The sequence below is a fragment of the Roseobacter insulae genome, assembly GCF_019375555.1.
Lineage (GTDB): Bacteria > Pseudomonadota > Alphaproteobacteria > Rhodobacterales > Rhodobacteraceae > Roseobacter > Roseobacter insulae.
This window is the reverse complement of sequence record NZ_JAHXDN010000003.1, coordinates 539586-562754: the sequence shown is the minus strand read 5'-3', so window position 1 is coordinate 562754 and position 23169 is coordinate 539586. Positions and strand designations below refer to the sequence as shown.

20 protein-coding genes are annotated in these 23169 nt (G+C 60.6%); 9 read left to right on the top strand and 11 right to left on the bottom strand.

The features are described 5' to 3' along the window. Positions 1-3: 3 nt before the first annotated feature. Positions 4-894: a YicC/YloC family endoribonuclease gene (locus KX928_RS14200; RefSeq protein WP_219503871.1), complete on the bottom strand. Its 891-nt coding sequence runs from the start codon at positions 892-894 to the stop codon at positions 4-6. A 304-nt stretch (positions 895-1198) separates the two neighbouring features. On the opposite strand from KX928_RS14200, the gene KX928_RS14195 reads away from it, so the two are divergent. Next, on the top strand, positions 1199-1894 hold the full coding sequence (locus tag KX928_RS14195) for a PAS domain-containing protein (RefSeq protein ID WP_257883766.1): 696 nt from the start codon (positions 1199-1201) through the stop codon (positions 1892-1894). Positions 1895-2012: 118 nt separating this feature from the next. Here KX928_RS14195 and KX928_RS14190 read toward each other — a convergent pair whose 3' ends face one another. Next, positions 2013-3383 carry a class II 3-deoxy-7-phosphoheptulonate synthase gene (locus KX928_RS14190; protein WP_219503755.1) on the bottom strand — a complete coding sequence of 457 codons (1371 nt, stop codon included), beginning with the start codon at positions 3381-3383 and terminating at the stop codon, positions 2013-2015. 192 nt (positions 3384-3575) lie between these two features. On the opposite strand from KX928_RS14190, the gene KX928_RS14185 reads away from it, so the two are divergent. Next, a complete protein-coding gene (locus KX928_RS14185; protein WP_219503753.1) occupies positions 3576-4580 on the top strand; it encodes a GlxA family transcriptional regulator in 1005 nt (334 codons plus the stop codon). 12 nt (positions 4581-4592) lie between these two features. Here KX928_RS14185 and KX928_RS14180 read toward each other — a convergent pair whose 3' ends face one another. Next, complete coding sequence (locus KX928_RS14180) at positions 4593-5678, bottom strand: PQQ-dependent sugar dehydrogenase (RefSeq protein WP_219503751.1); 1086 nt, start codon at positions 5676-5678, stop codon at positions 4593-4595. Positions 5679-5845: 167 nt separating this feature from the next. Here KX928_RS14180 and KX928_RS14175 point away from each other — a divergent pair, with 167 nt between their 5' ends. The 5 genes from KX928_RS14175 to KX928_RS14155 all read left to right on the top strand — a co-directional run bounded on the left by KX928_RS14175 (position 5846) and on the right by KX928_RS14155 (position 11550). Then, positions 5846-7036, top strand: a complete 1191-nt coding sequence (locus KX928_RS14175; RefSeq protein WP_219503748.1) for an ABC transporter substrate-binding protein — start codon at positions 5846-5848, stop codon at positions 7034-7036. A gap of 97 nt (positions 7037-7133) precedes the next feature. Further along, positions 7134-7916 (top strand): ABC transporter ATP-binding protein, encoded by a 783-nt coding sequence (locus KX928_RS14170; protein WP_219503746.1) that lies wholly within the window; start codon positions 7134-7136, stop codon positions 7914-7916. Further along, on the top strand, positions 7913-8737 hold the full coding sequence (locus tag KX928_RS14165; RefSeq protein ID WP_219503743.1) for an ABC transporter ATP-binding protein: 825 nt from the start codon (positions 7913-7915) through the stop codon (positions 8735-8737). Before KX928_RS14170 ends, KX928_RS14165 begins: the two co-directional genes overlap by 4 nt. A 501-nt stretch (positions 8738-9238) precedes the next feature. Beyond that, on the top strand, positions 9239-10249 hold the full coding sequence (locus tag KX928_RS14160) for a branched-chain amino acid ABC transporter permease (RefSeq protein ID WP_219503740.1): 1011 nt from the start codon (positions 9239-9241) through the stop codon (positions 10247-10249). Then, complete coding sequence (locus tag KX928_RS14155) at positions 10246-11550, top strand: branched-chain amino acid ABC transporter permease (RefSeq protein WP_219503737.1); 1305 nt, start codon at positions 10246-10248, stop codon at positions 11548-11550. The genes KX928_RS14160 and KX928_RS14155 overlap by 4 nt, the downstream gene beginning before the upstream one ends. Before the next feature lie 57 nt (positions 11551-11607). Here the strand turns inward: KX928_RS14155 and KX928_RS14150 are convergent, their stop codons facing one another. Further along, complete coding sequence (locus tag KX928_RS14150; RefSeq protein ID WP_219503734.1) at positions 11608-13155, bottom strand: helicase HerA-like domain-containing protein; 1548 nt, start codon at positions 13153-13155, stop codon at positions 11608-11610. Between the two features lie 426 nt (positions 13156-13581). Between KX928_RS14150 and KX928_RS14145 the strand changes: the two genes are divergently transcribed. Further along, positions 13582-14205 carry an invasion associated locus B family protein gene (locus KX928_RS14145; RefSeq protein WP_257883765.1) on the top strand — a complete coding sequence of 208 codons (624 nt, stop codon included), beginning with the start codon at positions 13582-13584 and terminating at the stop codon, positions 14203-14205. Positions 14206-14259: 54 nt separating this feature from the next. Here the strand turns inward: KX928_RS14145 and KX928_RS14140 are convergent, their stop codons facing one another. The 4 genes from KX928_RS14140 to KX928_RS14125 are packed head-to-tail and all read right to left on the bottom strand — an operon-like array spanning position 14260 to position 18516. Beyond that, on the bottom strand, positions 14260-15468 hold the full coding sequence (locus tag KX928_RS14140; protein WP_219503729.1) for a beta-ketoacyl-[acyl-carrier-protein] synthase family protein: 1209 nt from the start codon (positions 15466-15468) through the stop codon (positions 14260-14262). Between the two features lie 6 nt (positions 15469-15474). Then, complete coding sequence (locus KX928_RS14135; protein WP_444518280.1) at positions 15475-15765, bottom strand: acyl carrier protein; 291 nt, start codon at positions 15763-15765, stop codon at positions 15475-15477. After that, positions 15766-16869 carry a UDP-3-O-(3-hydroxymyristoyl)glucosamine N-acyltransferase gene (gene lpxD / locus KX928_RS14130; protein ID WP_219503723.1) on the bottom strand — a complete coding sequence of 368 codons (1104 nt, stop codon included), beginning with the start codon at positions 16867-16869 and terminating at the stop codon, positions 15766-15768. Positions 16870-16902: 33 nt separating this feature from the next. Then, positions 16903-18516, bottom strand: a complete 1614-nt coding sequence (locus KX928_RS14125; protein ID WP_219503721.1) for a L,D-transpeptidase family protein — start codon at positions 18514-18516, stop codon at positions 16903-16905. A gap of 313 nt (positions 18517-18829) precedes the next feature. Between KX928_RS14125 and mepK the strand changes: the two genes are divergently transcribed. Further along, positions 18830-19399 carry a peptidoglycan L,D-endopeptidase MepK gene (gene mepK, locus KX928_RS14120; protein ID WP_219503718.1) on the top strand — a complete coding sequence of 190 codons (570 nt, stop codon included), beginning with the start codon at positions 18830-18832 and terminating at the stop codon, positions 19397-19399. A 222-nt stretch (positions 19400-19621) separates the two neighbouring features. Here the strand turns inward: mepK and KX928_RS14115 are convergent, their stop codons facing one another. From KX928_RS14115 to KX928_RS14105, 3 genes are read right to left on the bottom strand one after another with little or no spacing between them, the layout of a single operon-like run. Further along, positions 19622-20056, bottom strand: a complete 435-nt coding sequence (locus KX928_RS14115; RefSeq protein ID WP_219503716.1) for a hypothetical protein — start codon at positions 20054-20056, stop codon at positions 19622-19624. Between the two features lie 2 nt (positions 20057-20058). Beyond that, a complete protein-coding gene (locus KX928_RS14110) occupies positions 20059-22116 on the bottom strand; it encodes a glycosyltransferase (protein WP_219503714.1) in 2058 nt (685 codons plus the stop codon). After that, a complete protein-coding gene (locus KX928_RS14105; RefSeq protein WP_219503712.1) occupies positions 22113-23168 on the bottom strand; it encodes a hypothetical protein in 1056 nt (351 codons plus the stop codon). The genes KX928_RS14110 and KX928_RS14105 overlap by 4 nt, the downstream gene beginning before the upstream one ends. Between the last annotated feature and the right edge of the window lies 1 nt (position 23169).

The following is a 23169-nucleotide window of genomic DNA, read 5'->3' as shown; positions in this document are numbered from 1 at the left end:
TGCTTACTCCACATTCTGGACTTGTTCACGCATCTGGTCGATCACAGCCTTCAAGGCCAGTCCGCAGCGTGTCAATTCAGTGCTTTGGGCCTTGGCGCAGAGCGTATTGGCCTCCCGGTTGAACTCCTGCATCAGGAAATCAAGCTTGCGCCCGACCGGGCCGCCCTGCCCGATCAGATCACGCGCGGCATCCACATGGGCGCTCAGGCGGTCGATCTCTTCGGTGACGTCACTCTTGACGGCAATCAGGGCAAGCTCCTGTGCAACCCTGTCCGCGTCGGCCCCCTCGGCGTTCTCCATCACCCGTGACAGGTTGCGTTTCAGGGTCTCGGCCATTTGCGCACTTCTGGCATCCGCCAGACCGGCCGCCTGTGCCGTCAGCGCGGCCACTTCCTCCAGTTGAGAGCCCAGGACCCCTTGCAGCGCCGCGCCTTCGCTGTCGCGCATCGCATTGAAGTTCTGGATCAGTTCCCCGGCCTCGGCCAGCAGAGCCCGTGCGAGCGGGCCTGCATCATCTTCGTTGGTGCTTTGCTCCAAAACGCCGCGCAAGGCGACAATATCCGCGGATGTCGATGGCGCCAGCGACACGCCAGCATCCATAGCGCGGGCCTCGATGGTGGCCATCGCAGTCAGCACGGAGGCCAGTTGCGCCTCGTTGATCTGGGTGCCTCCCGCGTGCTCGTCGCGGGCGAGACGCAACGACAGGGTCACGTTCCCGCGCGCCACGGCAGCCGACAGCATGCGGCGCAATCCCGCTTCGAGGCCGTCGATCCAGTCCGGCACCCGCAGGCGCAGGTCCAGCCCCTTGCCGTTCACACCACGCAATTCCCAAGCCCAGGAATGCGGCGGTGCACTGCCGGTACCAGAGGCAAAGCCGGTCATGGATCGGATCATCGGCAAGGTCCCTTCAGCCATCCTGTCCTCATCAGCCTTATGGCGTTTTGACACGGCAGGGCAACCCCTCGGCAGTGAACCGCCCGAACGTGGTGGTGCGGCGCGCCGATTAACCAAATGTAAAGATATGACACCGTTTGTAGAAAATTGTTGGTATTAAAGTTTCAGTAACCAGTCTGGCACTGTTCCGAAACGACAAGTTCAGTGTCTGTGTGAAAGAGTTTATAGAGCGCGCGAGCGCGGCAAAGAGGAAAGAGGGCGGACAATGGACAACGGCGGGCAAAACACGCACAATGTATATTCAATGACGCAGCATGTTTCACATAACGGGTTCGCCCCCCTGGCGCAGGTTGAAGCCTACTGGGAAGCGCTGCGCGGCAGCCGTCTGATGCCCAACCGTGCCGAGATCGACCCGCGCGGCATTGAGCAGGCGCTGGAGTATTCCTTCATCGTGGAAAGAATCGCGCCGGGTATTGCGCGGCTGCGTATAGCCGGCAGTCATTTGAGCGACCTTATGGGCATGGAAGTACGTGGCATGCCGCTCACTTCCTTCATCACGCCCGGGTCGCGCCGCCAGCTCAGCGATATTCTGGAGGAAGTCTTCGAGACGCCCGCCACTTGTACATTGCAATTGCACTCTGAAAAGGGGGCTGGCATGCCGCCGCTTGAGGCTCGGATGATCCTGATGCCGCTGAAAAGCGATCTGGGCGATGTGAGCCGTATTCTGGGCGCGCTGATCTCGGTCGGGGACATGGGCCGCAGCCCGCGTCGTTTCGACGTCACGCAGTCCGCTTTGCGCCCGATTGTCAGCGGAAGCAGCAATACGGCCGTCATCAAGCAGGACGCCCCTGCCCCGGTTGCACAGCCAGCGGTCAAGCCCGCGCCTGCAACCAAGTCGCATCAGCTTCACGCCGGTTTCAACGAGCCGAAGGTGCCCTTCCAGAGCGAGACGCCCCGCAAGGACGCGCCCTATCTGCGCCTCGTAAAGTCCGACGACTAAAATTTTAGTATTAATTTCCTTTGATCAGGAATGCCGCCCGCACAGAACGTGCGGGCGGTTTTGTTCTTGGGTCACGGATCTGACCCCGGCGTTTTACCTCGGGTTTTTATGCCTGGGGTCAGCCAGCGGCGATGTCGCGGTGTGTGGCGCGCCGGTTGGACAATTCGTCGGCCACAAGGAAGGCCAGCTCCAGCGATTGGCTGGCATTGAGCCGCGGGTCGCAGGCGGTGTGGTAGCGATCTGACAGGTCTTCGTCGCTGACGGCCCGTACACCACCGGTGCACTCGGTCACGTCCTGCCCGGTCATCTCGAAATGCACGCCCCCCGGTACGGTCCCTTCGGCGGCGTGCACGGCAAAGAATTCCCGCACTTCCCGCAGCACGGAATCGAAAGGTCGTGTCTTGTAGCCCGATGACGACTTGATGGTGTTGCCATGCATCGCATCGCAAACCCAGGTCACGTTGGCACCTTCTTCGCGCACGGTCTTGATCAGGCGTGGCAGATGCTCGCCCACCGCGCCGGCCCCAAAACGTGCGATCAGGGTCAGACGTCCCTCTGCGTTTTCCGGGTTCAGCTTGGCCATCAGCTGTTTCAAGTCATCCGAAGTCATCGACGGACCGGCTTTGAGGCCAATCGGGTTCTGCACGCCGCGGGCAAATTCCACATGCGCGCCATCGGGCTGCCGGGTCCGGTCGCCGATCCAGATCATGTGCCCGGATCCCGCCAGCCATTTGCCGGTCGTGCTGTCCACGCGGGTCAGCGCCTCTTCATATTCCAGCAGCAGGGATTCGTGGCTGGTGTAGAATTCGACTGATTTCAGCGTATGGGCCGTATCGCCGTTCACACCCGCCGCCGTCATGAAGTCGAGCGTATCGGAAATGCGGTTGGCGATCTCGCGGTAGCGGTCGACCTTCTCGCTCTCGGTGAAGCCCAGCGTCCAGGCATGTACCTGATGCACGTCGGCATAGCCGCCTGTCGAGAAGGCGCGAATGAGGTTCAGCGTGGCCGCGGCCTGCGTGTAGGCGCGCAGCATCTTCTCCGGGTCCGGAATGCGGGCCTTTGACGTGAAGTCGAGCTCGTTGATGATGTCGCCGCGGTAGCTTGGCAGTTCCACGCCATCCACCGTCTCGGTCGGGGCAGATCGTGGCTTGGCGAATTGACCGGCCATCCGGCCCACCTTGATCACCGGCACCTTGGCGCCATGGGTCAGCACAATGGCCATCTGCAACATGACCTTGAAGGTGTCGCGGATCGCATCCGAGCTGAACTGGTCAAAGCTTTCCGCGCAATCGCCGCCCTGCAACAGGAACGCCTCGCCCCGTCCCGCCGCGGCAAGATGTTTCGTCAGGCGGCGCGCCTCACCGGCAAAAACCAAAAGCGGGAACCGGGCAAGCTGGGCTTCTACGGCTTCCAAAGCGGCCTGATCCGGATAGTCCGGCATCTGGATCCGCGGTTTGGCGCGCCAGCTTGATTTTGTCCATTCGCTCATCTTTTCAACTCCGGGTTGGGCTCGCATTCCTGCGAGCGCTCACATCACAGCGCTCTCTATACAAAAGCCTGTGCGGAGTGACCATATCACAAATTCGTCCTCTTGACGTCGCAATCGGGTCATGACCAAGTGACTTCACCCGCGTCACGCCAAGACCGCTAGCGCACAGAACGATAAGATCAAGAGTCGGCAATGCCCCAAATGCAATCAGCCACGCGGAATGACCCGCCAGCAGACAAACCCAAGCGCTTTGTCTTTGTTCTGCTCGACAACTTCACGCTGCTTTGTTTTGCGGCAGCTGTCGAAAGTCTGCGCATCGCGAACCGGATGGCAAACAAGACCCTTTACGAATGGCGGATCGTGGGTGAAGGCGGCGACATCGTTTACTGTTCGGCGGGCAGCGGTTTCAAGCTGGACGCCGATCTCGAAGATCTGAACCGCGACGACACGGTGATGATTTGTGGCGGCATTGACGTGCAGGCGGCCACCAGCAAGAAAATTCTGGGCTGGCTGCGCCGTGAAGCCCGCAAGGGATTGCTGGTCGGTGGTCTGTGTACCGCGGCGCATACCCTCGCCAAGGCGGGTCTGCTCGAAGGCAAGCGCGCCACGATCCATTGGGAAAATCAGGACAGTTTTTCAGAAGAGTTCCCCGAGGTCGACCTGACCAAATCGGTGTTCGTCGTGGATGGCAACCGCATGACAACCGCGGGGGGCACCTCCTCGATTGACCTGATGCTGAAACTGATCGCGGACCAGCAGGGCGAGGAGCTGGCGAATATGGTCGCCGACCAGCTCATCTATGCGTCCATCCGCACCGATCAGGACACGCAGCGCCTTTCGGTGCCGACACGGATCGGCGTGCGGCACCCCAAACTCAGCAAGGTCATCCAGATGATGGAGGGCAATATCGAAGAACCGATCAGCCCCTCCATTCTGGCCAAGAACGTGGGCATGAGCACCCGGCAGCTGGAGCGGCTGTTCCGGCGTTACCTCAATCGGTCACCGAAACGCTATTATATGGAACTGCGGCTGCAAAAGGCGCGCAACCTGCTGATGCAGACCGATATGAGCGTGATCAACGTGGCACTGGCCTGCGGATTTGCGTCACCAAGCCATTTTTCCAAGTGCTACCGGTCGCATTATGACACCACGCCCTACCGCGAGCGTGGCAGCCACGCGGCGCGGCTGTCGATCTGACGTAGGGCCGTTTTACGGGCGGAATATTTTATACACTGCCCCGTTGCCGACGGAGATGAACCAGATACTGCCGTCCGGCCCTTCGATGATGTCGCGCACCCGGTCCGTTTCGGATGTTTTGATCTGTGCGACTTCCTGCGCGCCCGTGCCACGCAGTTCCAGCCGCGAGATATAGTCGAACTTCAGTGAGCCCACGAACATGTCACCGCGCCATTCGGGAAACATCTCGCCGCGATAGATCAGCAACCCGGAGGGGGCAATGGAGGGGTCCCAGTAATACGCCGGCTGTTCCATACCCGCCTTGGCGGTGCCTTCACCAATCTTTGCGCCGGAGTAGTGGCGACCATAGGAGATGACGGGCCAGCCGAAGTTTGCGCCCTTGCGAATGCGGTTCACCTCGTCGCCGCCGCGCGCACCGTGTTCCGCGGTCCACAGGGTGCCCTCTTCATCCAGCCCCGCGCCCTGCGGATTGCGATGCCCGTAGGACCAGATTTCCGCCCGGACGTTCGACTGGCCGACAAAGGGGTTGCTTGCGGGGATGGACCCATCGCGGTTGATCCGCACGATGGTCCCGTTATGGGTTGATCGGTCCTGTGCTGCCGGGCGATCGCCACGGTCCCCGATGGTCAGGAACAGGGTGCCGTCCCTTGCCTCGACGATCCTGCTGCCGAAATGCCTGCCGCCCGATGATCCCGGTGCCATGACAAAGATATCCCGCAACCCTTCAAGGCGGGTGCCGTCATCGGACAGCCTGGCAGAGGCGAGGGCCGTGCCCGCGCCGCGCGACTGGCGTTTCGAGTAGCTCAGGAAAACCTTGCGGCTGGTGTTGAAGTCGCGCGGCAGCGTGATGTCCAGCAACCCGCCCTGCCCGCCGTCATCCACATCCGGCGCACCCGCAATCTCTCGTAGCGTGCCGTCTTTGAAATGCAGCAACTGACCGGCTTTTTCGGTGATCAGAAGGGACCCGTCCGGCAAGTGGGCAATGCCCCATGGCTGGTCCAAACCATTGACCACCGGCGCGATCTGCACCTGCGCTGAGGCAATTGGCGCCGCCAGAAAGGTCATGGCCAGAAAAAGAAATGTTAACGCTAAACGCATAAGTCCACCCAATTTTTTCCTGAATCTAGAGCAGCTGCCCGGGTTTTCACCATCATTTTTATGTGACCGCCAGCCGGTCGGTTGCCGATTGGGCAAAAGGGCTTTTCATTTATGACCCTGCCGCATAATCTGCCCGCGAACGTCAAGTTCCAATATGGGAGAAAACAATGAAAAAGATGCTTTTGGCCACAACCGCCGCGGCTCTTGTGGCGACCTCTGCTCTGGCGGGTGGTCACGCGAAGGAAGTTAAACTGGGTATTCTCATCGGCTTCACCGGCCCCATCGAATCGCTGACGGGTCCGATGGCGGCGGGCGCCGAACTGGCAATGTCCGAAGTCACCGAAAGCGGCAAGCTGCTGGATGCGGCCAAGGTCACCCCGATCCGGGCAGATACCGGATGCATCGACAACGGCTTGTCCACGTCGAACGGCGAGCGGCTGATTGCGGAAGGTGTGAATGGTCTGATCGGCGGCGACTGCTCCGGCGTGACCGGCGCGATCCTGCAAAACGTCGCGATCCCGAACGGCATGGTGATGATTTCGCCCTCCGCGACATCCCCGGGCCTTTCCACGGTTGAAGATAACGACCTGTTTTTCCGCACAGCGCCTTCGGACGCACGGGAAGGTCAGGTCATGGCGGAAATCCTGCAGGAGCGCGGCGTAAAATCCATCGCGCTGACCTATACCAACAACGACTATGGTAAGGGTCTAGCCGACGCGATCGAGAGCAACTTCAAGGCCGTGGGCGGCGAAGTGACGATCGTCGCGGCGCATGAGGACGGCAAGGCCGACTATTCGGCGGAAATGGGCGCGCTGGCCTCTGCCGGCGGTGATCTGCTTGTGGTTGCGGGCTACCTGGACCAGGGCGGTCTGGGCATCATCAACGCAGCCCTCGACACCGGCGCGTTTGAGACTTTCGGCCTGCCCGGCGGCATGATCGGTGACAGCCTGCCGGCCAATGTCGGCGATGCGCTCAACGGCTCTTACGGCCAGATCGCGGGATCGGGTGGTGAAGGTATCGAAAAGCTGACGGCAATGGCCGGTGATGCGTTTGATGCAACGTCCCCCTATACACCGGAAAGCTATGATGCGGCTGCGCTGTTCATGCTGGCGATGCAGGCGGCGAACAGCACCGATCCTGCAGATTACGGCTCCAAGATCCTTGAGGTCGCCAACGCACCGGGCGAGAAGATCTATCCCGGCGAGCTGGGCAAAGCGCTCGACATTCTTCGGGATGGTGGCGACGTGGACTATGTGGGCGCCTCCGCGGTTGAGCTGATCGGCCCCGGTGAATCTGCGGGCACCTACCGCATGATCGAAGTGAAAGACGGCAAGAACGAGACCATTGGGTTCAAGTAATCTGGCCTGACAAAAACCGAACAGCCCGGAGCTTCACGTTCCGGGCTGTTCCAATTATACGAGAGCGCCGGAAAGCTGCGCTGACGGGGAACAACATATGATCGTCGTGGACGACATTCATAAGCACTTCGGCGGATTCCACGCCGTAGATGGTGCCACGCTGGAGATCGACCAGGGGTCGATCACCGGCCTGATTGGCCCAAATGGCGCCGGAAAAACAACTCTTTTCAACGTGATCGCAGGCGTTCTTCAACCAACGTCCGGGCGGGTTTCGATGGCGGGTGAGGATATCACGGGCCTGCCCCCGCACGAGTTGTTTCACAAGGGGCTTCTGCGCACCTTCCAGATCGCTCATGAGTTCTCGTCGATGACCTGCCGCGAGAACCTGATGATGGTGCCAGGCGCGCAGTCGGGCGAGACGCTGTGGAACACGTGGTTCGGCCGCAAACGCATCGCTGACGAGGAACGCGCCCTCAGAGCCAAGGCGGACGAGGTGCTGGAGTTCCTCACGGTCGAGCATCTGGCAAATCACAAGGCCGGTCAGATTTCCGGCGGGCAGAAAAAGCTGCTGGAGCTTGGCCGCACGATGATGGTGGATGCCCGCATCGTGTTTCTGGACGAGGTCGGCGCTGGTGTGAACCGCACGTTGCTCAACACCATCGGGGATGCGATCATCCGGCTCAACAAGGAGCGCGGATATACCTTTGTGGTGATCGAGCACGACATGGATTTCATTGGCCGTCTGTGTGACCCGGTGATCTGCATGGCCGAGGGCAAAGTGCTGGCGCAGGGTACGCTCGACGAGATCAAGGCCAATGAACACGTGATCGAGGCCTATCTGGGCACCGGGCTGAAAAATAAAGAGAAAGTCGGGGCATGAGCAGCGATCCCTACAGCGACCGCGGCAACAAGGATCTGTCCCTGGGCAATCCCAAGGGCATGGGCACGGCGACACCGGTCAAACAGGGGGGCAAATCCTATCCCTCTGCGGGCGGGCCCTTCCTGATCGGTGAAAACATGACAGGGGGGTACGGCGCGGGGCCGGATATCCTGCACGATTGCACCATTGCGGTGGATCGCGGCGAGATCGCGGTGATTGTCGGGCCGAACGGCGCGGGCAAATCCACCGGCATGAAAGCCGTTTTCGGGATGCTGAACCTGCGCGAGGGGCATGTGAAGCTGGATGGCGAGGACATCACGCAACTTTCTCCGCAGGACCGGGTGGCCAAGGGCATGGGGTTCGTGCCGCAGACCTCGAACATCTTCACCTCGATGACCGTTGAGGAAAACCTCGAGATGGGGGCGTTTATTCGCACCGACGACATCTCAGGCACCATGGCACAGATTTACGACCTGTTCCCGATTTTGAAGGAAAAGCGGTTGCAGGCGGCGGGTGAGTTGTCCGGCGGGCAACGCCAGCAGGTCGCCGTGGGTCGGGCGCTGATGACGCAGCCCAAGGTGCTGATGTTGGACGAGCCGACCGCCGGGGTCAGCCCCATCGTGATGGATGAGCTTTTTGACCGGATCATCGAGGTGGCGCGCACGGGCATCCCGATCCTGATGGTGGAACAGAACGCACGGCAGGCGCTGGAGATCGCCGACAAGGGCTATGTGCTGGTGCAGGGGCGGAATGCCTATACGGGAACGGGCAAGGAATTGCTGGCTGACCCCGAAGTGCGCAAGTCATTTTTGGGAGGATAGGTATGTTGGGACTATTTAGGGGCGTCGGATGCATTGCGCTTATCATGGGGGTGGCCTCTTGTGCAGCCACCGGCGACCAAAGCGATGTAACCGCAGGATCTGCGCAGGGTGGCATCATCACGCATGAAACCGAACGGTGCGAACTTGGCGACGGTATCGTCGCATCCGGTGGTCGCCCCCAAACAACAGTTGATTTGGACAACGTCTCTCCCTTTATACTGACACGAATGTCGCGGCCTAACGAGCCCAATCGGTTCGGCTACGCGGTACAGGGCGGCAGCACAGTGGGAATCGGCGCAAGACAGGCTGACAAGCGTTGGGTGGTCAGTTCCTGGGCCCCGGATCCCAGGCGCGGGGGACCAAACGTGAGCCTTATGACCAAGTTTCCAGACGGGCACATTCTGGTGTCTTTTTGGACGGGTGCAGGTTCACATGTGACTTATGAGGGTTCGTGCAACGCTGTATAGCCCGGACGAACTTATCTATGATAAGGACTTTGAATTGGACCTCCTAAACGCCATCGTGGCGCTCTCGAATTTCGTGATCATCCCGGCGATGTCCTATGGCGCGCAGCTGGCGCTCGGCGCGTTGGGGGTGACGCTGATCTACGGCATCTTAAGGTTTTCCAACTTTGCCCATGGGGATACCATGGCCTTTGGCGCCATGGTCACGGTTCTGGTGACCTGGCTTTTCCAAAGCTGGGGCATTTCGCTGGGGCCCCTGCCGACTGCCCTGCTGGCCCTGCCCTTTGGCATCCTGGGCTGCATGGCGCTGCTGCTGGCCACGGACCGCGTTGTCTACCGGTTCTATCGGGCGCAGAAGGCCAAGCCGGTCATCTTCGTGATCGTGTCACTAGGGGTGACGTTCATTCTCAACGGGCTGGTGCGCTTCATCATCGGGCCGGATGACCAGCGGTTTCTGGACGGGGAACGCTTCATCATATCCGCCCGCACCTTCAAGGAGATAACGGGCCTGCGCGAAGGTCTGGCCTTCAAGACCACGCAGGGCATCACGATCCTGACAGCGGTGATCGTGGTCGCGCTGCTCTTCTGGTTCCTCAACCGCACGCGCACGGGCAAGAGCATGCGGGCCTATTCCGATAACGAGGATCTTGCGCTCTTGTCGGGGATCAACCCCGAGCGCGTGGTGAGGGTCACCTGGCTGATCGTGGCGGGGCTGGCAACCATCGCTGGCGTGCTCTACGGGCTCGACAAGAGCTTTAAGCCGTTCACCTATTTCCAGCTTCTGCTGCCGATCTTTGCCAGCGCCATCGTCGGCGGCCTGGGCAACCCGCTGGGGGCGATTGCCGGTGGCTTTGTCATCGCCTTTTCCGAGGTCACGGTGACCTATGCGTGGAAGAAGGTGGTGACCTATGTTGTGCCGGAAGATATGGCGCCCGACACATTGGTTCAGCTGCTCTCCACCGATTACAAACTGGCGGTCAGCTTCGTGATCCTGCTGATCGTGCTGCTGGTGAAACCCACCGGCCTGTTTGCGGGGAAAGCGGTATGAACTCGGCCATGAAAAACACTCTCCTGTTCGCAGCGGTCTTCGCGATGATCCCTGTGATCGCCTATTACCAGGGCTGGAACGCAGCGCTCTTCGTGCTGAACATGGGGCTGATTTCGGCCATCATGGCGCTGGGGGTCAACCTGCAATGGGGGTTCGCCGGGCTCTTCAACGTCGGCATCATGGGGTTTGTGGCTCTGGGCGGTCTGGCAGCGGTGCTGGTGGGCATGCCTGCGACGCCCGGTGCCTGGCAGGCGGGTGGGTTTGGCATTCTTGGCGCGTTGCTGATGGGGGCCGCGACCATCGTGGTGGCGATTACAACCGCCCGTCACATGCGGCGCGGCTGGCTGCGCAGTCTCGCCGTGCTGGCCATTCTGATCATCGGTTTCCTGCTCTATCGCGGTGTCTTCGATCCGTCTGTAGAGGCTGTTGAGGCCATTGAACCGGCCCTGACCGGCTATCTTGGCGGGTTGGGTCTGCCGGTCATCCTGGCCTGGCCCGTGGGCGGGCTTTTTGCTGCCGGGGCGGCGTGGATCATCGGCAAGACGGCGCTTGGGTTGCGGTCGGATTACCTGGCGATTGCGACGCTTGGCATTGCCGAGATCATCATCGCCATTCTCAAGAATGAAGACTGGCTGTCGCGTGGCGTCAAGAATGTGGTCGGCGTGCCGCGCCCGGTGCCCTACGAGATCGACCTTCAAAACAATGCCGGGTTCGTCGACCGCGCCGCAGGTTTTGGCATCGACGCCGTCACCGCCTCCACGATCTACGTGAAGCTGCTCTATTGCGGGCTCTTTGCCTTCGTACTGGTGCTGCTGTTGTGGATGGCGCAGCAGGCGCTCAACAGCCCCTGGGGCCGGATGATGCGTGCCATTCGCGACAATGAGGTCGCGGCGGAGGCCATGGGCAAGGATGTGACTGCGCGCCACCTTCAGGTGTTCATTCTGGGCTCAGCCATCTGCGGGATCGCAGGGGCGATGCTGACAACGCTGGATGGGCAGCTCACCCCCGGCACCTATCAGCCGCTGCGCTTTACCTTCCTGATCTGGGTGATGGTGATCGTCGGTGGGTCGGGCAACAACCTCGGAGCCGTGCTGGGCGGAATGCTGATCTACCTGATGTGGGACAAGGGCGAATCCATCGGGCTGGAGGTGATGGAATGGATCACCGTCGGCATGCCCGATGGCTCGGCGCTCAAGGCGCATCTGATCGAATCTGCGGCACATATGCGCCTGCTCACCATCGGCGTGCTGTTGCTGCTGGTGCTGCGGTTCAGTCCGCGCGGGCTGATCCCCGAGAAGTAGCGGCCACGGGGGGGGCACCCCGCCGGCCCGCCCGGCCCCTCGGGATCGCGGCGCGGCCTAGCGACCTTTGAACAGCCCGCCCAGAATGCCGCGCACGATGCGGCGCCCGGTTGTGCCTTGCAGTTCTTTAATGACCGCCGTGGCAACCGCCCCGCCCAGGCTCTGGTTCTGGCGTGTGCCGGTACGACGCGACGTGGACCGCGCAACGCGCCCGCCGGAATACCGGCGTGCGGCGTTGAATTCGCGGAGTTGGGCAGATCCTTCTTCCGCCGCCTCTTCGGATCTTGCGGCTTCCTCAGCGGCCGTCTGCGCCCGTTGCTTGAGGATTTCGAAGGCTGACGACCGGTCCACGGCCTTGTCGTATTTGCCTGCCATCTCGGATGCGGCCATCAACGCCGTACGTTCCTGAGTGGAAATGGGGCCCAGTTGCGAGGACGGGGGCCGGATCAGGGTCCGCTGCACGATGCCCGGCACCCCCTTGCGCTGCAGCATCGACGTGACGGCCTCGCCCACGCCTACCTCGCGGATGGCCTGTTCGGTGTCGAAGTCGGGGTTCTCCCGGTAGGTCTCGGCCGCCATGCGCAATTCCTTGCGGTCCTTGGCGGTGAAGGCCCGCAGGGCATGTTGAATCCGGTTGCCAAGCTGCCCGAGGATATCGTCGGGCACATCGGCCGGGTTCTGCGTGATAAAGTAAACCCCCACACCCTTCGACCGGATCAGGCGGGCAACCTGTTCGACCTTGTCCACCAGTGCCTTGGGGGCGTCGTCAAACAACAGATGTGCCTCGTCAAAGAAGAAAACCAGCTTGGGTTTTTCGGGGTCGCCGACCTCGGGCAATTCCTCGAAAAGCTCGGACAGGAGCCAAAGCAGGAATGTGGCATAGAGTCCCGGGGATGCCATGAGCTTGTCCGCCGCCAGAATGTTGATCGCGCCGCGCCCATCCGCTTCCGTACGCATCAGGTCCGACAGGGCCAGCGCCGGTTCGCCGAACAGCCCCGCCCCGCCCTGATTTTCCAGCACCAGCAACCGCCGCTGGATGGCGCCGATCGAGGCGGCGGAGACATTGCCGTAGCGCAGCGACAGTTCCTTTGCATGCTCGCCGATCCAAACCAGCAATGCCTGCAGGTCCTTGAGGTCCAGCAGTGGCAGGCCCTCCTCGTCGGCCAGTCGGAACGCGATGTTAAGAATGCCTTCCTGTGCCTCGGTCAGATCAAGCAAGCGCGACAGCAGCAGCGGGCCCATTTCGGACACCGTTGTGCGCACCGGATGACCCTGCTCGCCCAGAAGGTCCCAGAAGGTGACGGGGAAAGCCTCGTAGGCATAGTCGGCAAAGCCGATCTTGTCGGCCCGTTCGGTGAAAGGCCCGTGAAGCTTGTGGGTCTGCGCCCCTGCTTTCGCCAACCCGGAGAGATCGCCCTTCACGTCCGACAGGAAGACCGGCACGCCCGCTTTGGAGAAGCCTTCTGCCAGAATTTGCAGGGTGACCGTCTTGCCGGTACCGGTAGCGCCGGCCACAAGACCGTGCCGGTTGGCGTAGCCGAGGCTGAGGTGTTGCTGTGTTCCGTAATCCGGCCCGCCGCCGCCGATGAAAATATCCGTTGTCACGCTACTGCTTCCTTCATGCACAAAAACTCCGCCTGACCATACGATGTTAACCTTTGCGCGCCATAGTCAAATCGCTCGTTGGCCGGATGTGTTCTTTCCGGTCCGGGCATCCTCCCTGTCAGACTGGCCGTGCCGATTATCGGTGCGGCCTTTTTTCGGGACGCCCTTACATAAATGTGATGGCGGCGCGGTAAAACTTCGGTGTTTTTAGTTGACGCCAAGTGCGACGTTTCGTAGCTTCCCTGCAATAAGTCGGCCAGTCCGACGGGGAGAAGACAAATTGGGAAGGGGATGCTCAGCGCATCCCTTTTTCTTTTCCCGGATGGTCAAAAAAAGTCGTGCGCAGCGGGCGATTTGATCTTCTCGGGACTGACACTCCCATGTCGGCATGATACACCGCCCAAAAGCCATGAAAACGGAGCAATCATGCCCAAGCTTACTTTATCATTGATGCGCAATCTGGTGTTGGCGCTGCCTTTCGCTTTTGTGTCCGCCACCGCGTTTGCCCAGACGGATACAACCGAGGAAGAGACCCCCGAAAAGCCCGCGATCGAAAGCGAACTGAGCCTTGGCGAAGTCGAACCGGAGGGACCCAAGGTCGGCGAAACCTACGTGAGCGAGGAATTCGGCGACTGGAGCCTGCGATGCATCAAGACCGAAGATGGGGATGACCCCTGCCAGATGTATCAGCTGCTCGCCGATGGCGAAGGCACGCCGATTTCGGAATTCACCCTGTTCCGCCTGCCGGAAGGTGGCCAGGCAAAGGCCGGGGCCACGATCATCGTGCCGCTGGAGACATCGCTGGGCGAGCAGCTCTCGGTCAAGATCGATGACAAACAGTCAAAGCGATACCCTTTCGCCTTTTGCAACTCCATTGGATGTTATGCCCGGATCGGGCTGACCGAGGCGGATGTCGACAGTTTCAAGAAGGGTGTGACGGCGACTCTGACGATCGTGCCGATCCTGGCACCGGATCAGAAAGTGGATGTGACCCTGTCGCTCAAGGGGTTCACGGCCGGATATGAAAAGGTTTCCGTCATTCGCCAATGACGGAATGATCGGCTCCAGAAAACAGGCCGCGCCATCCGGGGCGGCCCTTTTTTGTCAGATGGCGCGCAGGGCGAGGACGGCGTTCATGCCACCGAAGGCAAAGGCATTTGAAATCGCCACTGTGACCTTCGCTTGCCGCGCCTCGTTTGGCACCACGTCCAGCGCACACTCCGGATCCGGTTCCTCGTATCCGATGGTCGGGGCAATGACGCCCTCACGCAATGCCATGATGCAGGCGAGCAGTTCCACAGCCCCCGTGCCGCCAATGAGATGCCCATGCATGGATTTGGTCGAACTGATCATCAGCCTGTCCGCATGCGGGCCAAAGACATCCGCTACCGCAGCACATTCGGTTTTGTCATTGGCCGCGGTCCCGGTACCGTGCGCATTGATATAGCCGACGTCTTCGCGGTTGATCCGCGCGTCGCTGAGCGCCCCGGCCATCGCGCGCGCCGCGCCGCTTTTCGACGGCATCACGATGTCGCTGGCGTCCGACGACATGGCGAACCCCGACACCTCGCACAGGATATCCGCGCCGCGCGCCTTTGCATGGGCGTATTCTTCGAAGACAAACACGCCCGCGCCTTCCCCCTGCACCATGCCATTGCGATTGGCGGAGAACGGTCTGCAGGCGTCGCGGCTCATCACGCGCAACCCTTCCCAGGCTTTCACGCCCCCAAAGCACAGCATGCTTTCTGACCCGCCGGTCACCATCGCGGGCGCCATGCCCGAGCGGACCATGCTGAAGGCCTGTGCCATCGCGTGGTTGGAGGAGGCGCAGGCGGTGGATACCGTGAAGGAAGGCCCCTTCAGGTTGTATTCCATGCTCACATGCGAGGCCGCCGCATTGTTCATCAGCTTGGGGACGACAAAGGGATGCACGCGGTTTTTTCCGTCCTCGTACACCGAGCGGTAGTTGTCATCCCAGGTGCTGACCCCGCCGCCCGCGGTGCCCAGAACGACACCTGATTTCGCCGCCAGCTCGCCGCTGAAAATGAGGCCGGATTGGTCTATGGCCTCTTTTGCGGCGGCCAGGGTGAACTGGGTGAAGCGATCATAGAGCGACATCTGCTGACGGTTGTAGCGTCCTTCGGCCTCGAAGCCGCGTACCTGACCGCCGATCTGAATGGACAGCCTCTCGACGTCACGCAAATCCAATGCGCCGATACCGCAGGTGCCCTCCGCCATGGCTGACAAGGTCGATGCCACGTCATGCCCCAGCGCGTTGATCGTGCCGGCGCCAGTGATGACCACGCGTTTCATGGGGGTCTAGCTCTGCTCTTTTTTCAACTGCTCGATACCGGCGATGATGGACGATACGCTGGAGATGTCAAAGTCCGATGCCTGTGGATCATTCGCGTTGAACGGCACGTTGATGTCGAATTCTTCCTCAATGGCAAAAATGCTTTCCACCAGCCCCAGACTGTCGATCCCAAGATCTTCGAGCGTGCTGTCCATACGGACATCGGAAGGTTCCAGCACAGCTTGATCCGCAATGATCGCGATGACCTTATCCTTGATGCTCACGCGTCTGTTCCTTTCACGCTGCCTGCTTGGGATTTAGTCGTTCGCGTCCGATTTGAAAACCGCTTTCTGCAAGGCAGCAATGTCGCGGACCAGCCGCGGCAGGCGACGCAGTATCTTGTAGGTCTCGACATGCGTGTCCATTTTGATGGCCGGGTAGCCGAGGATGGAACGCCCCGCCGGAACATTCGACAGGATCTTGCTGCCGCCGCCCGCGATCACGCCGTCACCGATAAAGAGATTGTCGCTGACACCAACCTGACCGCCCAGGATGACGAAATTGCCCACATCGACGGAGCCTGCGACCCCAACACAGCCGCATAACAGGCAATCAGTGCCGATGACGCAATTGTGGCCAATGTGCACAAGGTTGTCGATTTTTGTCCGGTCACCCACAACCGTGTCGCGGATCGTGCCGCAATCAATGACCGAGTTCATGCCGATCTCGATGTCATCGCCCAACGTGACGGCGCCCAGCGAGTGAATACGCGTCCAGGATTGCCCGGTGGTGTCCTGCGTTTCGCCGAGCGTGCTGCGGGTTTTCTCCACGGCGGATGTATCAGGGGTCACGAAGGAGAAGCCATCGCCGCCGATCCGTGCCCCTGGCTGTGCAATGAAGCGCGCCCCGATGCGCACCCGCGCGCCGATCCCGACACCTTCGCGCAGAAACGCGTCTTCGCCGATGCGAGCATTCCAGCCGATGAAGCATTGCGGGCCGATAACTGACCGTGCGCCGATCCGCGCGCCCGCGCCGATCACTGTGAAAGGCCCGACGCTCACGTCATCGCCCAGGTCGGCGGTAGGATCGATCACCGCCGTCGGATGGATGCCGGGCTCAAATCCCTGACCGGGGTCCATCAGCCTGGTGATGCCGGACATCGCATAGCGTGGACGTTTCGGAATGATCGCTGCCTTGAGCCCGAAGGCTTCCCAATCCGCACCCTGCCACAGCATTGCGACCCGCGCGTCGCCCTCTGCCAAAGTGTCGGCGTAGGACTTGCTCGTCGCCATGGCGATGTCGTCGGGGCCGGCATTTTTGGGTTCTGCCGCGCGCAGAACGCGCAGAGAGGTATCCCCGAAAGCATCGGCCTCAAGTGCCGTGGCAATTTCCTTGACGCTGAAGCCAGCCGGTGAAGTCATGATGCACGCCCCCTGAATGATCAGGGGGCTGATTTAACCCTGAACGGCGCGCATTGCTACCCCTGCCTTGGCCAGTGCCTTCCAGATCTTCGCGTCGCGGCCATAGATGTCACGGCGGAACTGGGTGCGGCCTTTGCCATCCACAAACGCGGTGCGGTAGATGATATGGACAGGAACCGGTTGCTTGAGGTTGACCTGCTGTTCCGTGCCGGTTGCCAGTTTGGCCTGAAACAGGCCTTTCGGGTCATTGGTCTGTTTGGACAGCAGCGCATAGGCAAAATCGAAGGGGTCGGCCAGACGGATGCAGCCGTGGCTGTAGGCACGAATTTCTCGCCCAAAAAGATTCTTGGCCGGCGTGTCGTGCAGATAGATGTTATGCGGGTTGGGGAACATGAACTTCACCAGACCCAGCGCGTTGCCCCGGCTCGGCGGCTGCCGCATTGCAAAAGGGAACGTGCGTTCGGTGAATTGCGTGAAATCCACCACCGAACGGTCAACCCGCCGCCCCTGACTGTCGGTGATTTCGATGTGGTTCACTGCATTGGGGTCTTTCTGCAATTCGGGCAGATATTCCTTGGTGACGATGGAGCGCGGCACGTACCAGCTGGGGTTGATCACCATGAATTCCATCACGTCCGAAAACTCCGGCGACTGGCGGTCCCGCTCCCGGTGACCGATGACCGAGCGCGTCTCGAAGGTCACCTTGCCGTTGTCGATAATCTTGGCGGTGAAATCGGCGAGGTTCACTTCCACGTGGCGGCGCCCGCGGTCCTGGTTCAACCAGCGCTCGCGCTCCATCGCCACGATCACTGACTGGAGGCGGGTCTGCACCGAGGTATTGATCTCTGTCATCGTGCCGGGGCCCGCGACGCCATCCTGTGCCAGCCCGTGCGCGCGCTGGAACTGCTGAACGGCCTTGGTCATATTCGCATCATAGGTCTTGCCCGCGTTGCGCTTGAGGTATCCCATGCGCACCAGACGGTCCCGCAGGGCCACGACGGCAGCGCCCGAGGCACCCGGTTTGAGCGTCTTTGACGGCACTGTCTGCCCCCATCCGCCCTGGGCAAGGAGCTTCTCCAGGCGCAGCTTTTCCTTCATCAGCGCGGTGTATTCGGTGGTCCTGGGGGCAAGGGCGCGAAAGAATCCCTTGGGCGAGGATTTCTCGAAATTCGTCAGGTAGGAGGTACGGTCCCGATACGGGACCTTGCGCACAATCGCCCGGTCGACACGGCCCGGGATCAGAACGCCGGTCTGGATGTCACGCGCATATTGCAGAAACACCCGGCTGATCTCCACCTCAAGCAGGCCCAGATCACGCTGTGTCCGGGCCGCTTTCATCTTGGCCTGCAACCCGTCGACGTCGTATCGCGCGGATGGCAGCCCGTGATTTCCGGCCGCCTTCAGCGCCTGGACCAGGGCTGCGCGACGGTTCCTGTCACGCCCCTTGCCTGTCCAGATGCCTTCGTACCCATTGGCCTGGTAAAAGGCCGCGATGTCCTTGTCGCGCGCAGCCGCTTCGGCGACGGCCTGTTTGAACGCCGTGCCCTGCGCGAGCGCGGGCGCGGGGATCAGAAAGGTCGAAACAACGAAAACAAAGCTCGCCAGAACGGCGAAAAAGCTGCGATTGCGCAATACCAAGGATGACATAGGTTTCCCCACACAGATTATAAAACCAAAAAGCTCTACTTTTCTGACGATCCCCCTGCCGCTTGTCCAATAACAATTCGGAAAGCGGTCAAGGAAAAATGAACGTGATGCAAGCGCGCATCGGCCCGGGGGAAGTTTAAACAGGTTGCACAGTATTGGCGGGATTTTGCCTAAAATTGCGCAAAAACAGTCGGTCTGACTTTCAGGACTTGGTTAACAATCGGGGCTATGACATACCAATGTTGCATCTGGGGAAGAGATGACACCCTCGTGTAACATCACGGGTAAAGGCAGAATACGGGGCAATGACCACATGACGATCGACAGCTCAACGGGTATGACCCGGCGTGCGCTACTTGGCGCATTTGCAGCGACGACACTCACAGCAGCACCAACTTTCGCCAAAGCCGCAGGATTTCTGCGCGGCGGTGGCGATATCCGACGCATCCGAATGTATTCCGGTCGCACCGGCGAACGCATCGACATGATCTATTGGGTCGAAGGCAAGTACATCAAGGAATCAGTCAAGGAAATCAACCACTTCATGCGCGACTGGCGCACTGATGGGGTCACGTCCATGGATCTGCGCACCATCGACATCATGTCGGCGGCGCACAACCTGCTGGATGTGAACGAACCCTATATGCTGCTGTCGGGCTATCGCAGCCCCCAGACCAACGCGATGTTGCGTTCCCGCAGCCGCGCGGTGGCAAAGAATTCGCTACATATGAAAGGTCAGGCAGCCGACCTGCGCCTGTCTGCCCGCTCGGTCGGTCAGATTGCGCGTGCGGCACAAGCCTGCAAGGGCGGCGGAGTTGGTAAATACTCGCGCTCGAACTTCGTCCACATGGATTGTGGCGTCGTGCGGACCTGGGGTCGCTGATACCGGCGCGACAAGCGATTTTTTGCAGGATGCGGCCCCCTGGGTCGCATTTTTTGTGTCCGAGTGCGTAAATTTTTAGGCACTTTGGCCACTCATCCTGCAACCGATTCCGGATTTCTGGCGGCAAATGACCCGCGCCGCCAGCGCCCCGCGGGCCACCAGCCCGAATGGGAGGCCGGGTTACAAGCGACCGGCCTTCCGCCGTAAGGATGACAGGGACCCTTATCCCAGTTTTTCAATGTCGGCGGCGTCGATGATCATCGCCATGTTCCAGAAACGCCTGAGCTGATCCTCGCAGGCTGCGCGTTCTGCATCAGTCGTCCCGGACATCTGTTCCACCCGGAACCCGAACCTTTGCATGCCACTGACCCCGATATGGCTCAGGAAAACCGGGATGATCTGCCGCTCCACCGCGATGGCTGCCAGTCTTGCGGCCAGAAAGCTTGGATTTTCCAGCCGGCGGGTGAGGCGCAACCCGATGTGGGAGGCACCATCCTCCGAGGTTTTCCACAGGGCGGTTGACGGTGGCAAGGCCGGTGCCTTGAAATCGGATGCCGGGGCGCGCTGCGGAACATCAAAGATCAGGGGATCAAGATCCAGCGGATCTTGCGTTGCGAGATCGGCCAGAAGAGACAGGTATTTCGGGTCTGATGACATGGTTATCCCCCCTGCTCTATCAGCCTGGCCGCCGCCACGTTGCCGGTGTCTGGCAAGCATTCAGCCGCGAGTGCCTTGCGTATCTCATCGGCCTTTGCGCCGTCCAGAAAGGCCGAAACCTCGCGCTCAAGTGCGAGTAACTCGGTCTCCAGCACCAGCGCCGCCAGATTGCGCTCTGCCGCGGCGCGCGCCCGTCTTTCCTGATCGTCCAGAAACGGTGCGGATTGTGGGATCAGAATGGACGGTACCTGCGCGTATAGAATTTCATGGAAAGAGTTATATCCGACCGCGGATACCGTCAGGTCGGCGGCCTGACACAGGGCGAGTGTGCGGGTCGTATAAACGACGTGACTGTTTCGCCATCCCGCCAACCCCGGCGCCACGACCGCGTTGGGCCATGCCACAATCAGATGAAGGCAATTTGTCCGTTGCTCAAGCAGCGAACACAGCATCTGCGTCTGCGCCGTGCGCTCGGAGGCGACACCGCCGCCCAGCATCGTGACGACCAGCGTGTCGATTTCCTGATCGAACTGAATACTCAGGCGGTCCCGCAGGCTTTGCACCTCTTTGGCGGACAGTTTCCCCTGTCGCACGATGGGGCCGACCTTGTCGATGTGATGTCCGGTCGAATAGTCGCTGTTCAACTCGGCAAAGGCTTCCTGTGGAACGATCACTTGTGAAAATGCCCGCTCTCTCTCCAGCGCTGTCGGGTTGATCTGACCGGGCCGCCACAATCCGCGCCTGATCCATGTGGCCGACAGCTTGAGAGCGGACACCGTGCGGTAGATGGAATCGAACACATAGCCGCCGTCGAACACCACCCGGTCCCCGGGTCTGAGCAACTGGCGCAGCCGGATGTAGTTCACAAGATCCGCCGCGAATGCATCGCCATGATCATCTGACCGCGGCACCATCGGCACGCACCCGAAGCCGCGGTTTTCCAACATGTCGATGCAACTGGGGAATGCCGCGAACCGCCGCGGTGTTTCGTCCTGCATCGCATCGGCGATCAATGCGCATCTTTGCGCGTGTCCCAGCCCATTGCCATTCGTGGGAAAGAAGACAGTTTGCGGCACCGGGTCCGGCTGCACCCGCGGGAGGTGCGTCAGCTGTACCTCCCGTTCCAGCGCCGCCGCGTCAAACTGTTTCAACCAACTGCTTTGCAGCGAACGCCGGCCGATTTCGACACGGCTGTGCATGACGACATCGTGCAGGTATCCGGATAAGGCCTCAATCCGGTCCGGGCCCCGGACCACCGGAGCGCCCGTTTCGGCAAAGCCTGCAGTCGTGGTGCAATCGATGACCACCTTCCCGCTTCCCATGGCCAGCAATGCCAGCGCGGCCATGCGCTCGCCGGGGATGTTCGAGCCGAAGAAAGCTGCAACATCAAAGTAATTCAGGAGGTTATCGGGTGGCAGCTCACCATAGCCGAAGACCGACAGGGCCGCATGTTTTGACCGTCGGATCAGGTCCTTGCCCTTGGCATTGGTCAGCACGTGTAATTCGACATTGGGGCTATAGTTGGTGATCGCCAGACCTGTCAGCGCATCGTCTTCTTCCAGCATCTCAAAGGGCATGTAGACCAGAAGCTTGCACCCTTTGCCGTCGCTCTGCTCAGGGTGGGGGGCAATACGTGTCGCAAGCGGGGCGACCAGACCTTCCAGAAGAAGTGGTTTGCTGGCCTTGCTGAGGTTCAACAGTTCAGGCTCGCGACCCATGGCAAAGGCAATCTTGTTGCGGGCGTTGATCTCATCCTGATGTGTGGCGTAATGCCCGATGGCCCAGACCGGAACATCGGCCCGAGCGTTGACGCCGCGAAGCAGGATCTGAGCGTCATCCGACATCGCCTCCGCACCGATAACGAGGATGGTCTCCGCGTTGATGTCCCCCGCGTCGGCAAGGAAAGGCGCCATCTCGTATTTCTGCTGCTTGATGGTCTCCTCGGGCATGAACCGGGCGTCTATGGCGACGGAATGACCACCACTCTCCAGTTGCGCGGCAAAAAGGAGCAGCGCATCAAAGTGCCTTGAGGAGATCTGGCCGCTGCACAGCAAGATCATCTGGGGCCTCCGGGCATCTGGCCCAGGAGTGTGTTGAATGTCGCTTCGAAGGCCGTCGAAGAGAATTTTCCCAGCTTGCCTTGTCCGGACACAACGTCCCTTTGATAGCGGACCGGGTCGGAGATATAGCGGCGCACGATGTCATTCACCTCGGAGGGGGCGGCACCGATGACCGCACCATCGAATGTCTGCGCCGTTTGTGGATCGCTGATCGCGATTTTGCCCGCCGCAATGGCTTCGGCGAGAACACGCCCGAAACTCTCGCGCCAGGTTGGGGCCGTGTAGTAGACACAGAAATCAATCTGCTCGAAATACTGCGAGACGGATAGGCCGCCAAAAGGATACAGGGTCCAATGCGCGGGGGCCGAGCCATCGCGCAGGTAACTGTCTGCGCCAAGGATCACATTTTGCTCGGCTGCTTCCGGGAAACACAGATCCATCACGTCCTGTTGCGGAAATTTTTCGAAACCCGGCCGGGAATGTCGGCCACGCCGGTCCGCAGGATGGGGCGTGGGGGCTTGCATCTCGAAGGAACAGATGTTGAACCAATCCCACGGCTGCACGGCCCAGTCATGTTTCGGAGACTGCGTTGATACCCAGCTGTCGACGGTTTGGCGGTTCCATGGTGAAATGGGGGCAATTGCGCGTTGCAGAACGGTGGAGCTGTCGCCGATGAGTTCAAGGCATTTTGCGACGTCAAATCCCTCGGCACCCCCGGGACGCAGGAAATTTTCATGGGTGACGACAATGAGTTTGTTGGCAACTATTCTGGTGGCGAGCGTGTCCTGAAACTTCAGACACGACGGGTTGTGAAAAATCACGATATCGGCCGCAATTTCGCGCGCATCCCAGATCAGCGGCAGGGTCAGCCGCGCCAAAGCGTCACCAAGTTGCGGGGCGACGGACCGACCGGAAAACATGGCGGTCGACAGCGCGTGCACCTCGACCCGGGCGAGACCGCTGACCAGATCCAGTTCAGCCGCCACGGCTGATGAGGTCCCGCCGCGAAACCGCGGGTCAAGAACATATGCGACGGTCGGGTACATGCTCACG